Origin of the sequence: Paenibacillus selenitireducens (assembly GCF_002021565.1) — a bacterium.
Taxonomy (GTDB): Bacteria; Bacillota; Bacilli; order Paenibacillales; family Paenibacillaceae; genus Paenibacillus_K; species Paenibacillus_K selenitireducens.
In genome coordinates this window covers 313,957-326,806 of the sequence record NZ_MSZX01000003.1, presented here as the reverse complement: position 1 = coordinate 326,806, position 12,850 = coordinate 313,957, and the positions used below count along the sequence as shown (strand labels likewise).

15 protein-coding genes are annotated in these 12,850 nt (G+C 41.3%); 9 read left to right on the top strand and 6 right to left on the bottom strand.

What is annotated here, in order from left to right:
- Positions 1-99: 99 nt before the first annotated feature.
- Positions 100-1,923, bottom strand: coding sequence for an SgrR family transcriptional regulator (locus tag BVG16_RS09285; RefSeq protein ID WP_078498266.1), 1,824 nt, complete (start codon positions 1,921-1,923; stop codon positions 100-102).
- A gap of 111 nt (positions 1,924-2,034) precedes the next feature.
- Here BVG16_RS09285 and BVG16_RS09280 point away from each other — a divergent pair, with 111 nt between their 5' ends.
- Positions 2,035-3,267 (top strand): MFS transporter, encoded by a 1,233-nt coding sequence (locus BVG16_RS09280; protein WP_078498265.1) that lies wholly within the window; start codon positions 2,035-2,037, stop codon positions 3,265-3,267.
- Positions 3,268-3,278: 11 nt separating this feature from the next.
- Here BVG16_RS09280 and BVG16_RS09275 read toward each other — a convergent pair whose 3' ends face one another.
- Positions 3,279-4,361, bottom strand: a complete 1,083-nt coding sequence (locus BVG16_RS09275) for a VanZ family protein (protein ID WP_078498503.1) — start codon at positions 4,359-4,361, stop codon at positions 3,279-3,281.
- Positions 4,362-4,905: 544 nt separating this feature from the next.
- Positions 4,906-5,169 carry a CHAP domain-containing protein gene (locus tag BVG16_RS09265; RefSeq protein WP_233146947.1) on the bottom strand — a complete coding sequence of 88 codons (264 nt, stop codon included), beginning with the start codon at positions 5,167-5,169 and terminating at the stop codon, positions 4,906-4,908.
- Between BVG16_RS09265 and BVG16_RS09260 the strand changes: the two genes are divergently transcribed.
- The 7 genes from BVG16_RS09260 to BVG16_RS32400 all read left to right on the top strand — a co-directional run bounded on the left by BVG16_RS09260 (position 5,145) and on the right by BVG16_RS32400 (position 9,691).
- Positions 5,145-6,215 carry a helix-turn-helix transcriptional regulator gene (locus BVG16_RS09260; RefSeq protein ID WP_332888768.1) on the top strand — a complete coding sequence of 357 codons (1,071 nt, stop codon included), beginning with the start codon at positions 5,145-5,147 and terminating at the stop codon, positions 6,213-6,215. The genes BVG16_RS09265 and BVG16_RS09260 overlap by 25 nt on opposite strands.
- A gap of 91 nt (positions 6,216-6,306) precedes the next feature.
- A complete protein-coding gene (locus BVG16_RS09255; RefSeq protein WP_010861405.1) occupies positions 6,307-7,239 on the top strand; it encodes an alpha/beta fold hydrolase in 933 nt (310 codons plus the stop codon).
- A complete protein-coding gene (locus tag BVG16_RS09250) occupies positions 7,236-7,793 on the top strand; it encodes a YdeI/OmpD-associated family protein (RefSeq protein ID WP_018759915.1) in 558 nt (185 codons plus the stop codon). The genes BVG16_RS09255 and BVG16_RS09250 overlap by 4 nt, the downstream gene beginning before the upstream one ends.
- A gap of 455 nt (positions 7,794-8,248) precedes the next feature.
- Positions 8,249-8,464, top strand: a complete 216-nt coding sequence (locus tag BVG16_RS09245; RefSeq protein ID WP_269845588.1) for a glycerate kinase — start codon at positions 8,249-8,251, stop codon at positions 8,462-8,464.
- Between the two features lie 112 nt (positions 8,465-8,576).
- The gene (locus BVG16_RS09240; RefSeq protein ID WP_078498263.1) at positions 8,577-9,038 is read left to right on the top strand and encodes a hypothetical protein; all 462 of its coding nucleotides are present in this window, start codon (positions 8,577-8,579) and stop codon (positions 9,036-9,038) included.
- A gap of 14 nt (positions 9,039-9,052) precedes the next feature.
- Positions 9,053-9,331: a hypothetical protein gene (locus tag BVG16_RS09235; RefSeq protein WP_078498262.1), complete on the top strand. Its 279-nt coding sequence runs from the start codon at positions 9,053-9,055 to the stop codon at positions 9,329-9,331.
- 192 nt (positions 9,332-9,523) lie between these two features.
- Positions 9,524-9,691: a helix-turn-helix domain-containing protein gene (locus tag BVG16_RS32400; protein WP_144027333.1), complete on the top strand. Its 168-nt coding sequence runs from the start codon at positions 9,524-9,526 to the stop codon at positions 9,689-9,691.
- An 87-nt stretch (positions 9,692-9,778) separates the two neighbouring features.
- Here BVG16_RS32400 and BVG16_RS09230 read toward each other — a convergent pair whose 3' ends face one another.
- Positions 9,779-9,979 (bottom strand): hypothetical protein, encoded by a 201-nt coding sequence (locus BVG16_RS09230; protein WP_233146946.1) that lies wholly within the window; start codon positions 9,977-9,979, stop codon positions 9,779-9,781.
- Positions 9,972-10,157 carry a lysozyme family protein gene (locus tag BVG16_RS09225; protein ID WP_233146993.1) on the bottom strand — a complete coding sequence of 62 codons (186 nt, stop codon included), beginning with the start codon at positions 10,155-10,157 and terminating at the stop codon, positions 9,972-9,974. The genes BVG16_RS09230 and BVG16_RS09225 overlap by 8 nt, the downstream gene beginning before the upstream one ends.
- Before the next feature lie 337 nt (positions 10,158-10,494).
- Here BVG16_RS09225 and thrC point away from each other — a divergent pair, with 337 nt between their 5' ends.
- On the top strand, positions 10,495-11,883 hold the full coding sequence (gene thrC, locus BVG16_RS09220) for a threonine synthase (protein ID WP_078498260.1): 1,389 nt from the start codon (positions 10,495-10,497) through the stop codon (positions 11,881-11,883).
- Between the two features lie 99 nt (positions 11,884-11,982).
- Here thrC and BVG16_RS09215 read toward each other — a convergent pair whose 3' ends face one another.
- Entirely contained in the window at positions 11,983-12,804 is an 822-nt protein-coding gene (locus BVG16_RS09215; protein WP_078498259.1) for an SDR family NAD(P)-dependent oxidoreductase, read from the bottom strand.
- Between the last annotated feature and the right edge of the window lie 46 nt (positions 12,805-12,850).

Below are 12,850 nucleotides of genomic sequence, written 5' to 3'. Positions count from 1 at the left end.
AACGTGAGAGTCAATACTTATTTCCGTTTTCTTTTGCCATGGAGCATCGGGATATTTATGCAATAAAAAAACAAGGGGACCTACGAAGATCTCCCTTGTTTACATGTCCCGTTGATCAAAGTCTGCATGTCGCCGAACCCACACGTCCTTATAGTCAATCTTTCCCCAAGCGTTGAGCGTTATTCCATTAAGCGAGGCATGATGACCTGCAACCTGCACGGTATGATACAGGAACAAAAGCCGATAATCTCGCTTCAATTGCTCCTGGATTTCATCCAAGATCGCCATTCTCGCGGCGGCATCTTCTTCCATGAGACATCGTGAAATATACCCATCGATCCACGCCTTCTCTTGATCGCTCCGATGATTGCGGATATACCCGTTGCCGATCGTATACATTTCCATCAACGTGATATCCGGCTGCTCTCCAAGAACTTCAGCTGCAAAAATCATATCGGATTGCGAAATGACAGATGCGTCTGTCAGCTGCTCAATGGGCAGCACGACGAGTTCCAGATGGACGCCTATTGCACGGCACGCCGCTTGAATCCACCTCGCATCCTGCTCGTTGCTCAGCAATTCATAGGTATATAACGTCAATCTTTCACCTGCGTAAGCCGTTGCTGCTAATAATCGCTTCGCTTCCGAAAGGAAGGCATGTTCATCCGATCCGCTCGAGACCCTTCGCTCTGCTCCGTTCCAAATGAACCCCTCCGAGGGTTGTTGACGAATACCGCCAAGGTCATTTACCATGCGTTGACGGTCCAGCGCAAGATGGATGGCCTGACGGAACTCCACATCCTGCATCACACCGGGCTTCCGTTGATTAAAAGAGAGATATGCACTTCCCTGCTCCAACTGGCTTAGACTCGGATTGGATCCCTTCTCAATTTGGATTTTCGAGTACAGAATCTGGACATCCTTCTCTCGGTCTGACACGACCGTCTGATCTTCGTAATTCGGCCACACCCACATCTCAATCCGATCCAAATGTGGACATCCTTGGAAATAGGCCTCATGCGCCTCTAGTATTAACATGGATTCGTTATTTCGAACGATTCGAAACGGGCCTGTCCCGATCGGCAAGGTTGCGAATGATTCTGCCCGCTGCAGCGTATGAATATCCTCCGGTACGATGGAAAATCGCTCCGTACCGATCAGATGAGGAAAAACTTGATTCGGCTTATTCAGCACAAACATCACGTCATGCTTCCCCAGGACTTGAATGTCCAGCAGCATGGATGCGATCCATTCATCCTCCGCCTCTTCCATCATACGACGGAAGCTATAAGCAACATCCCCCGCTGTCAGCAGCTTGCCATGATGAAACCGAACGCCTTTGCGCAAATGGAATACCCATCTTGTTTTATCCGTATTACTCTCCCAAGCATGCGCGAGCTGCGGCATCAGCCGTTGATCCTGTGCGGAATATACCACTAATGTATTGAAAATTTGCCGCATCCAATGAGCTTCTGTCCTCCGGAAGACGAACGCCGGATCTAAATGAGGTACCGACCGATAGAACGGAAACCGAAGTACATCGAGCTCATCCTCACCTTGCGACACACCAAATTGGGGGTACAACCAAGCCGTGAATTCCTGCTTCAGGTAGGGTTCCCCCAAGGATTCCAGCAAACGCCAAGCCTCGTTGATTTTGCGGAGCTCCACCAATCCCTTCGCCTTTGCCATCACCAGTTCCCGCACGGATGTCCGGAATATCATCTGCGACCGATTGCCGCGGCCGCGGCCCGCGATCCAATGGATATACTCGGATTCGCTCATTTTCTGAATAAGCAGCTGCACATTCCTTCGGGTACACAATAAGACTTCTGTAAGCTCATCCATAGTAACCATAAATGCCTGATCCTCAGGGATGATGCTGTAATGTTTCCTTAGTGCATGGTAATACGCTTCTACTTCCATCTTTACCGACTCCTAAAAAGCGAAATAACATCGTCACTCATTTCACTTTTTCTTCCTCTTTTACAAAAGTATAATGTGGAGCATCCCCACACGTAAAGAGGTGTAACGCATATGACTGCAAAGGCTGAAACCAACACAAAAATAGCATCCAAACCGAAATCGATTTGGCTGCACCCTAATTTCTTAGTCCTCTTCCTCGTGAGCGGTATCATCACATTCGGGAATCGGATCTACGAGCTCGCATTGCCACTAATCCTGTACGAACTAACAGAGTCCTCTGTCACGATGTCCACCATGCGAGGCATTGAATTTTTGCCGAACCTCCTATTAGCGATGTTCATCGGCGTCATGGTCGATCGAGTTCACAAGAAACGATGGTCACTCGGGTCCATACTGCTGCAAATTCTGGTGCTGCTTGCCTTATTCACCGCGATACAATTCGGTCACCCGTCGATTTTCGTCTTCTATATCGCCGGCTTCTTCCTTATGACGTTCGGTTACGCCTTCTCGAATGCCCGGGTTAGCATGGTAAAACAAGCGCTGCCGAAGGAAATGCTAACCTCCGCCAATGCTTCGTTCAATTTCATCACGACACTTATTGGCATTATGGGCCCTGTGATTACAGGGTTAATTCTGATGCTCCCTAAGCTGCATGAAGGCTTATTTATCACAGCCATTGCTTTTATCTTCGCTTTCGTCATTCTACTATTCTTAAAGTCGGAGGAGATCCCTGTAACTTCACAACGTGCAGGATTCTGGCGGGAACTGGGGGAAGGATGGCGCGAGCTGCGCAGCAATCGGCCCTTATGGTTAATTACGATCACCGTCATATTTCTCAATAGCACGGCAGGCATGGTGGATACCACGATTATTTTTCTCGCCAAAGATACCTTGCGGTTGCAGAATTACGAACTTGGACTTGTTCTGTCGATGGCTGGCGTAGGAGGATTACTCGGGAGTTTCGTGATTAGCTGGTTTCGGAGAAAATTTCGGGTTGGTGTTCTTATTGCTTGGACGACACTAATTGTAGGGATCACGTATCTGATGATGTTCTTCGCGCATTCTGCCATCCTGCTTGGGATGAGCCTGTTTTTTAATGGGTTTTTCGAGACGATCAGCATTGTGAGTATTTGGACCTTCCGTCAAGAGACGACCCCCCATCAACTCATTGGCCGTATCAGCGGAATTACCGGCTCCTTATTCAAGCTAGGGATGCCCTTCGCTATCATGGGAGCCGGCTGGATCTCGCAACTGGCCGACCCGAGTATGGTTTTCGCCATCGCATGCGTGGGAAATATCTTGATTTTCTTCGGCTGCCGGCACAGCACGTTATGGACGAAATAATGCTTACTCATTCAAATAATAATATGCGTCGTATGGCTTTTCGCCTCATAGAACAATTGACGTTCACGGTTGAACATGCAGCGCAATAAATGGATGCCGAAGAGGACATCAACGACGAACATCCCCAAAGCGTAGATCATGATCAGGATCGGCGACAGGGAACTGCTCGCAACAATAAAAAGAAGCTGATTAAGACCGCCCAGCACAAGATAGAATAGGCCGTAACGAACGATAACCTCGCGAGCGGTAAGACGCTCTCCTTGGCCTTTGACCCGAATACGAACGATCCATTTGCCGAGCGTATGCCCATTCGTGACATAAGGGAGAATGATGAAGTAAAGGATAACCCCTATAACAAACGGATACGGTACTTGCAGAATGGCCAACAACGTCAGAAAAGGAGACAAAACAAACCAATCGATGCAGAACGCAATGCCTCTACGGGTATACGAGACTCGCTTGGTCGATAAATCTACATGTTCATCTAGTCTGTCCACACGCGGTAATATTTTGGCAAACCATTCCGCTGCCAGCAGTCCAATCATCCCGCCCAGCGTATTTGTGATCAAGTCGTCGACGTCAAACAGTCGGTATGGATAATCATAAATCCCATATATGCCTGTCACTTGCGTGACTTCGAAGAACAATGACAACATGAAGGTTACCACAAGACATCTGACCCAGTGCGCCCGTAAATAATGACGCAGGAACATACCGAACGGAACGGTGAGCGCAACATTGAATACAACCTGCAAAAAAGCGCGCTCCTTCAACAGATGCCAATACGTGGAAGGGATCCCCGGTCTTACCGATGTCTCTCGTATAATATCCATGACAAAATGAAACGGAATCAGTTGATAGTAAGAAACCGCTTTCGGCGGAAGATTATGTATCGATGCAGGCAAAGGCAATACGATCAGATACAAAGCATTCATCATGTACAACAGGAACAAATAAAGAATCAATGCCCGGTATTTATGAATATATCCATGTCGTCGATATTGGACGATCAGAAATGGCAAAGTAAAGAATGCTGCCGCGATGGGAAATGTCATGAACGCATAAGAGATCGGAAATAGGTAAGGTTCTAGCATAAATTCACCTGCCTTTATCGAAAAATATGTGTCATGTGCGAAACATGCTGTATCATCATACCACAAACCGTGATACCCCACATAATTGACCGTAAACTCAATTGCTTCATCAACTTTGTACATGTTTAAAGGAGACTAAATTTGTGTCGCTGTTAAAGGCTCATTTCGGACGCTCCTAGGAATTTCTAATAGCCGACACAACAAAGAACAGTTACTTGTTTACACCATTTTTCAATGAATTGAACGAGCGAAGTTATTGCTTGTACAGTTGATTTGAATGAAACAAATATCTTATTTAGAACAATTCATAAATCAAATGGTGATGAAGATGATCGAGTGCATTTTGTCGCACTTAGTAGAGCAAAAGAAAAACTTTTTATAAATATTCCAAGTCTGTCAAAGAAGAACAAACTTAGACTAGAAAGTTTAAATCTATTTAACTTTGAGTACTTGGAAAAGTAAATGAAGCGCTGTAGTTGATTCTTTTAAAATGCAAATGAAGTCAATAATAATAAGAGTTGAGAAAAAGAAGATAGAAATTTCTTTATTTAGGAGTTCCATACCCCATAATATAAGGACTATTTTTTTCATAACTTAGTTTGGCAATTTTATCTCCTGAATTACCCTCAATTGTGTAAACAACCTCATTTTCTACTTTCTCCACGATCCCTACATGGTCGCTGACAGAATCACCAACCCAATCAAAAAAGATGATATTGCCACTTTTAGGCAAATTTCCTTTCCCTAGCCATTGGTTTTTAGCTTTAAAATTCTCAATACCTGTTGGGCAATAAGCAAACCGTTCCATTGCCAATATTTCATATTTTTCAGATAATCAAGGCAAACCCTAACAACTCTAAGACAAAACATTTGATTAATTGCTCTTACTACATAATAAAAAAATATATTTTTAAGGAGAACAAGATGAAAATAGAACGTATGTTAACCATTATTGTGATGTTACTTAATAGAAATCGTGTAACAGCAAATGAATTGGCTGAGAAATTTGAAGTGTCGGTCCGGACTATTTACCGAGATATTGAAACAATCAATCTAGCTGGTATTCCCATCATTTCCCATTCCGGAAACAATGGTGGATTCAGCATTTATGAGAGTTATAAATTAAATCATCAAGTACTAACTCTTAATAACCTGTCCTCCCTTCTTTCTGTTCTCAAGGATATTAATTTCACAGTTGACGACATTGAGTTAGAATCATCCATAGAAAAACTACAAAATATCATTCCTAAAAACAAGGTAGATTATCTAAAGCTGCATATGGAACAAATCATCATTGATTTACATCCTTATGGAGACTCTCCAAATCAAAAAGCATTAGTTAAGACGCTAAGGAAAGCTATTACACAGACTAATTTACTGACTATTGACTACAGAAATTATGATAATATCGTCAGCAAAAGACAAGTTGAGCCTATGTCGCTCATATTTAAAAATTATACTTGGTATTTATTTGCTTATTGTCTTTTAAAAGAAGACTTCAGAATATTTAGAGTTTCCCGTATAAGTGATTTTCACATTGAAAATCAATCATTTGAACGTCGAGAAAAATCCTATCACGAGATTATGGCATTATTAAATGAACAAACAACAATGACAACAATTGTCTTAAAAGTTTCCCCTCAAATGAAGTCTCGTGTGAAGGATGTTTTTAATAAAGAAGATATTGCGGTGTTAGAAACAGGTGAACTTCTTGTTACAGCTACATTCCCCGAAAAAGAATGGTTGTTCTCTCTCATATTTAGTTTTGGAGAGCATATAGAGGTCTTAGCTCCAAAAGAAATGCGCAAAAAAATTGCTTCCAAACTCAGATTGATGGCTGACAAATATCATTAAGTGAGTTTCTCAAAGCTGACAGACCGTTGTCAAACGTCCATGATAATATTGTCATTGTAAGATACTTTTATTTTAATTAGGAGGATGTTAAATGACAAACAATTATGAATTTCCAACACCAACACTTATCTCAGGTAACGGTGTGGAGCTAGAGGTTTTTGAAGCTGGACAAAAAAATGGGGGGCAACCTATCGTTCTCTGCCACGGATGGCCAGAGCATGCCTTTTCTTGGAGACATCAAGTGACTCCTCTTGTAGAAGCAGGTTATCACGTTATTATTCCTAATCAACGAGGGTATGGAGAGTCTTCTTGTCCAAAAGAAGTCACAAAATATGATATTGAACATTTAACGGGTGATCTTGTTGCTCTTTTGGATCACTACCAATACAAAGATGCCATTTTTATGGGCCATGATTGGGGCGCAAGTGTTGTTTGGAGTATGGCTTTGCTGCATCCAGAACGTGTTAATAAAATGATTAACTTATGCTTGCCCTACCAAGTTCGAGGAGAGAGACCTTGGATTGATTTTATGGAAGAAGCTTTTGGCGATGATTACTATTTTGTTCACTTTAACAAACAACCAGGTGTTGCAGATGCTGTATTAGACGAAAATGCAGCCCAATTTCTTCGTAACTTATATCGAAAGAATGTTCCATCACAAGGCTCTGTTGAAGGAATGGAAATGATTAATCTAGCTAAAGCAACCCAGCCGTTAGGTGAACCTGTTATGAGCGATGATGATCTTTCTGTTTATATCACAGCCTTCAATAAGACAGGTTTCACTCCAAGCATCAATTGGTACAGAAATTTAAATCGTAATTGGCATTTATTAGGTGACGTATCTCCTATTCTTCATCAGCCAACATTGATGATTTATGGTGAGAAAGATATTATTCCGCCGCTTCCAAATATAAAAGATTTTGTACCTAATATAGACATTAAGAGTTTAAACACTGGTCATTGGATTCAAGAAGAAAGACCTGAAGAGCTTAATCAAATGATTTTAGAATGGCTGGAAAAATGAGTGAAGTGCTATTTTTTAGTAATCAAACAGAATTTATTGATTGGTTGGATATTCATCACCAAACAGCTAGTGAAATTTGGGTAGTTTTTTTTAAGAAAAAGACCAATAAAGCAAGTCTCACTTGGTCCGAATCAGTAGATTGTGCACTGTCATTTGGTTGGATTGATGGGATACGAAAAACAGTTGATGAAGATTGCTATAAAATTCGCTTTACTCCACGTAAGCCTAATAGCCTCTGGAGTAAAGTTAATGTGCAAAAGGTGCATAAACTGATAGAACACAATCAAATGAGGCCTGAGGGATTGACTGTTTTCAATCAAAGAAATGATCAAACAGGTTATTCTTCCGTTCATAGGAACGTTACTTTAACGAAAGAATATGAGGATGAAATTAGAAAAGATCCAAGTTCTTGGGGATTTTTTAATCAGCTTCCACCTTCGTACAGAAGAGATTCTATTTGGTGGGTAATGAGTGCTAAAAAAGAAGAAACTCGGCTAAGAAGATTGAATCGATTAATTGTTTCATGGGACAAGGGAGAAATGTTAAGACCCTAGATTTTCATTTTGCTTCATTGTCGCAAAGAGAGTATGTAAGGGGTTATGCATTTCGCTAATCAATCAAAAAAAGAAACGTCGTTAAATGTCAAGCCCGTTAGAATAGACACTGAATAAAATCCTTAAAAGGCATGAACCCTAAATTCTAACAGAAAGCATGTCTTTTAGTTTCCTTTGAGGCATATCTGTATTGTACTTAATTTGACAATTCTATTGAATAAAACAAACAAAGAAGAATAACAGATGAATGTAAAGAACCTAACTAAGGAAAACAAAGATTAAGATTATACGATCGGATTAAGACATCATTTTCACCAGTACCTTGGAACTAGATTAGTCGCAATGTTACAAGACAATAAAGACCATCCAATAATTGGGTTAAGAACGGACATTGATGCACTACCAGTCAAAGAAGACACTGGATTACCTTTTGCCTCGAAATATAAGAAAAAGTCATTGCAGGTATTGCAAGAATGGCAAAGAAAAATCAAGTTCCTGCCATTGCTGTTGTTGGTGAAAATATAGAATCACTTTATGATAATGGTTTAAGTGGTATTTTCAGTATTAATAGAGGTGCAAAAGATTTTCAAATTACTAAGAAAAATAGCAAAGTCGATTTAATTCTAACAATCTACAATTTATTTAATTTTATTAAAACTATCTCTTCATAAAATACAACAATATTAAAAGAGAAACTCGCAAAAAGCTATCAAAAATTAATTGATAGTTTTTTTGTTGTTATTTGACAGCTTTAAAACCTCTTATTAGTAAAGAGGTGATAATTTGAACTTGTTAGAAGAAAAAAGGGCATTGATGAAGCTGATTGTTGAATTAATCCATGAAAGAAAAGCAATCACTAGTCTTTATGAAGCCATCGAAAACCGATTAAACCGGATAGAAGAAATAGAAAACACCATTTCTGAAGGACAATCATACACTAAAACAACTATTATTCCAAAGAAAGAAATTGATCGTGCAAAATTTAATGATCAAAAAATAAAGCCTTCTTCTATCCCCTACGACATTATTTCTAAAGATATTTGCTACATCCTGAAAACTTCTGGCATACCCATGAATGGCTCAAAAATCCATTCCTCTATCACTAAAAATCTACATTTTAATTTAGATTACAAAAATCTAGTAAATAACATTTTACCCAAAATGGTGAAAGACAATAATTTGCCTATTGAAAAAGTTCATAGGGGTTTTTGGCAGTATAGGCGAGCAGAAAAGACACAAAGGTAAAGGGGGATGGTTACATGGCAAATACTCCAAGTGATAACAAACTGAAGAAATATATTCACATTGGCATACACTATCACGCAAACAATTATTACAGAAAAAAGAGAAACTATTCTACTAGATCAATCCTTAATGATTTTCAAGATATCACACCTGATTCTTTTTACACAGACAACTATTTTAATATTAGTAATATATCAGCTATTGATTTGAAAAATCTTGAAGAATACTTTGAGGATGAAATGCTTATAAAAGCGATTAAACGACTAAATATACAAGAAAAAAATTCTTACTAGAAAAATATGTTGCAAAAAAAAGCGACACTGAACTTGCAAAAGAAAAAGAATTATCTCAACAGGCGATTTCTATTTACAAAAAAAGGTTATTAGAAAAATTAAAGGGGTTAATGATAAGATAGTCTCCTATTCAATTATATACGACCTCCTCCCTGGAAAATTAATCACAAATTTTTAAGGGAGGAATATAATATGGAAACTCTCACTTCTTTAGCACTTAAAGCTCAACAAGGCGAGAATGAAGCGATGGTCTATTTGTATCAACAGTTTCAACCTTTATTACTAAAAGAATCTACACGAGATGGTGAACTTGATTTAGATTGCTATCAACGTAGGAATTCCTATTGGTATGGTCTCTGAACTGAAAAATACTCGGAATCTAACTCCTAAAGAAGTCGCAAGGATTAGGATATTTTTATTTTTAGTAAGATTTTAATAGTTGAGGTTTTAATCAGGTAAATCATTTTTTGATTGATTGAAAATATCCTTTACATCTTCAAGATCATACAAATGTTGCCTACCAATAATAATTACTTCTAATCCATTTAGACGAAGTGTTTTTAATGTGTCATAGCCAATATGCAATTCTCTCATTAGAGTCTGCTGGTTTATATATCTTCCAAGAATTAGCGATGTTTTATCAGGCATATTCACCTGCTTGATTTTTTGAGAATTGAATAGCACTATCCAGAGAATAACTCTTACCTGAGTGACTTAGAAAACCACCTCCAAAATTATATGCTTGTACAATATTTAAAACATCGTATTCGCGTTGTCCTTTCCACATATCTGCAAAATATTTTACGCCAACTTCAATAGATTCCATTCTCAAAACGAACGACCTTCAACTTTATACTAGAAACGTTACAAAAAGCGAAGCTCAGATACCAGATACAGTATTCCTGACGGAATAATCCTGCATACAGACTTAGGAAGCTAATCAAGCCTTATTTAGTTATATTGAAGGATTTTATAATTAAAACCAGTCGCAAACCTGTTTTTTTCAATCCGTCTATTGGTAATCAAAATGATATTACAGCCCCATAAATCGATTCATTCCCTACGATAAGCTCCCCTATTCAGGCTCATATAGAAAATTCATTACGCAGGGGCACGTTTTTTTGATACAATAACTGAAAACTTACTCGATTAAGGAGATTATTATGGACTACATTAGCACTCGGGGGAAAGTAGGGGCAATCGGCTTCATCGATGCGGTCATGATGGGACTCGCAGATGATGGCGGCCTCCTCGTTCCAAAGCACATTCCACAAGTATCTGCAGACACTTTGAAGCAATGGCAGCAGCTCTCGTATCAGGAGTTGGCACTAGAAGTATTCTCCCTCTACATTGACGGAGAAATTCCGCGCGAGGACTTGAAACAGCTTGTTGATGACAGCTACGGAACATTCCGCGATGCGGAGGTCACACCAGTACGTTCGATCAATAACCATCTTCACATTCTTGAATTGTTCCACGGCCCGACATTTGCATTCAAAGACGTAGCCTTGCAATTTTTGGGCAATCTCTATTCCTATATCTCACGCAAAAATAACTCGATCATCCATATTCTAGGCGCGACATCCGGCGATACGGGCGCATCGGCAATCGAAGGCGTACGCGGCAAAGAAGGCATTCGCATTTGTATTCTCCACCCGCATCAGAAGGTAAGCAAGGTGCAGGAGCTGCAAATGACTACCGTGGATGATGCGAACGTATTAAACCTGTCTGTGGAAGGCAACTTCGATGATTGCCAGCGCATCATCAAGGAATTGTTCGCTGATGTGGAGTTCAAGCACCGCTACCATTTGCGTGCTATTAACTCGATTAATATCGCGCGTATTCTAGCTCAGACGGTATATTACTTCTACGCTTACTTCCAACTCGCGAACCAAGGACAAGCTGGGAAAGTGAACTTCAGCGTACCGACAGGGAATTTCGGGGATATCTTCGCAGGATACCTCGCGAAACGCATGGGTCTGCCGATTCACAAGCTTATTCTTGCAACCAATGAGAACAATATCTTGGAGCGCTTCGTGCGCGAGGGCGTATATCAACCAGGCGAGTTCCACAGCACTTACAGTCCATCCATGGATATTCAAGTGGCAAGCAACTTCGAGCGTTATCTTTATTACCTGCATGGGGAAGATGCGCAAGCGATCTCCGCGATCATGGATCAATACAAGGTTGATGGCAACATCGTCATTCCTGCCGACAAGTTAGCAACGGTTCAAGCCGATTTCGTCGCATATGGCGTACAGGGCGAAGAATGCCTACGCACCATCAGCAAGTATTATGATTCCAATGCTTACTTGCTCGATCCGCATACGGCATGCGGCGTAGCAGCGGCAGAGCAGTTCACCAGCGAGGATGAAGTCACCGTGGCCCTATCCACCGCGCATCCAGCGAAGTTCGACGAGGCCATTCGCCTGGTCAACATCGAACAGACGCCTCCACCTCAAATCGAAGCGTTATTCGATAAACCGCAATTCCAAACGCTTGTTGGCGGATCCAACAGCGAGATCGTGGAACAATTAGTGAAATTCTACTAAATGTCCCATGTCGTCACACAGCTCCGATACGGCATATTTGCCTATCGGAGCTGTATTTGTGTGTGATGATACCTATGCCTATCTATAGCCAGGAGAGTGTTAAGCCTCCACCCGTGCTTTACGTGCAACGCGACAGACCAGACGCATCAGCTTGCGATGCACCGAAGGGAACAGGGTAAAGAATATATCCATCGTCCGACGCAATGGCATCGGGCATACGATCGGCTGATTACGTTCTAGTCCCTTTAACGCGAAGACCGCAAATTTTTCTGGACTCATGGGTTTCTGCTTCTTAACCTGTTCGTTAATCAGGGCTTTATCCATGGATATCGCTTCTCCACGCTCAAAAATCGATGTATCTACGAAGGCTGGACATAGCGCACTAACCTTGATTCCAAAGGCTTCCGCTTCATAATGCAGTGACGTCGTTAACCCGACGATCGCATGTTTCGTCGTCGCATAAGCCGCTGCCGTCGGCGAAGGTCCCAACCCTGTTGCAGAAGCCGTATTCGCAATATGGCCGAAGCCCTGCTGCTTCATGAGAGGATAGGCCGCTTGAATGCCGTGAATAACCCCCCATACATTCACGTTCATGATACGTTCCCAATGTTCCAAGGTCATATCATACACCTCACCGTACATGGAAATGCCCGCATTGTTGAACATATAGTCCAAGCGGCCGAATTCTTCATACACCGCGTGAACAGCCGTATGCATTTGCTTCGCATCGCTTACATCCACCTTGATAAACCTAGCGTTACCACCCTGCGCCTGAATTTCCTGAACCGCGTTCTCCCCCTCTTCCGCATTCTTATCCGCAAGCATGACATAAACGCCGCGACGAGCAAGCTCCTTGCCTATCGCCCTGCCTATTCCTGAAGCGCCCCCTGTGATGATCCCTACCTGGTTCGAAGATGGCATTCTAGCACAACCTTTCTTTGACATAAGAGAATGAGATGACTTTAGA

Bases quoted from the DNA above. Each gene is read 5' to 3' on its own strand.
- BVG16_RS09215 (WP_078498259.1), bottom strand. From the start codon at position 12,804: ATGCCATCTTCGAACCAGGTAGGGATCATCACAGGGGGCGCTTCAGGA.
- BVG16_RS09225 (WP_233146993.1), bottom strand. From the start codon at position 10,157: ATGGAATCTATTGAAGTTGGCGTAAAATATTTTGCAGATATGTGGAAA.
- BVG16_RS09285 (WP_078498266.1), bottom strand. From the start codon at position 1,923: ATGGAAGTAGAAGCGTATTACCATGCACTAAGGAAACATTACAGCATC.
- BVG16_RS09250 (WP_018759915.1), top strand. From the start codon at position 7,236: ATGAGTGAAGTGCTATTTTTTAGTAATCAAACAGAATTTATTGATTGG.
- BVG16_RS09265 (WP_233146947.1), bottom strand. From the start codon at position 5,169: ATGGAACGGTTTGCTTATTGCCCAACAGGTATTGAGAATTTTAAAGCT.
- BVG16_RS09275 (WP_078498503.1), bottom strand. From the start codon at position 4,361: ATGCTAGAACCTTACCTATTTCCGATCTCTTATGCGTTCATGACATTT.
- BVG16_RS09235 (WP_078498262.1), top strand. From the start codon at position 9,053: ATGGCAAATACTCCAAGTGATAACAAACTGAAGAAATATATTCACATT.
- BVG16_RS09230 (WP_233146946.1), bottom strand. From the start codon at position 9,979: ATGCCTGATAAAACATCGCTAATTCTTGGAAGATATATAAACCAGCAG.
- thrC (WP_078498260.1), top strand. From the start codon at position 10,495: ATGGACTACATTAGCACTCGGGGGAAAGTAGGGGCAATCGGCTTCATC.
- BVG16_RS32400 (WP_144027333.1), top strand. From the start codon at position 9,524: ATGGAAACTCTCACTTCTTTAGCACTTAAAGCTCAACAAGGCGAGAAT.
- BVG16_RS09280 (WP_078498265.1), top strand. From the start codon at position 2,035: ATGACTGCAAAGGCTGAAACCAACACAAAAATAGCATCCAAACCGAAA.
- BVG16_RS09255 (WP_010861405.1), top strand. From the start codon at position 6,307: ATGACAAACAATTATGAATTTCCAACACCAACACTTATCTCAGGTAAC.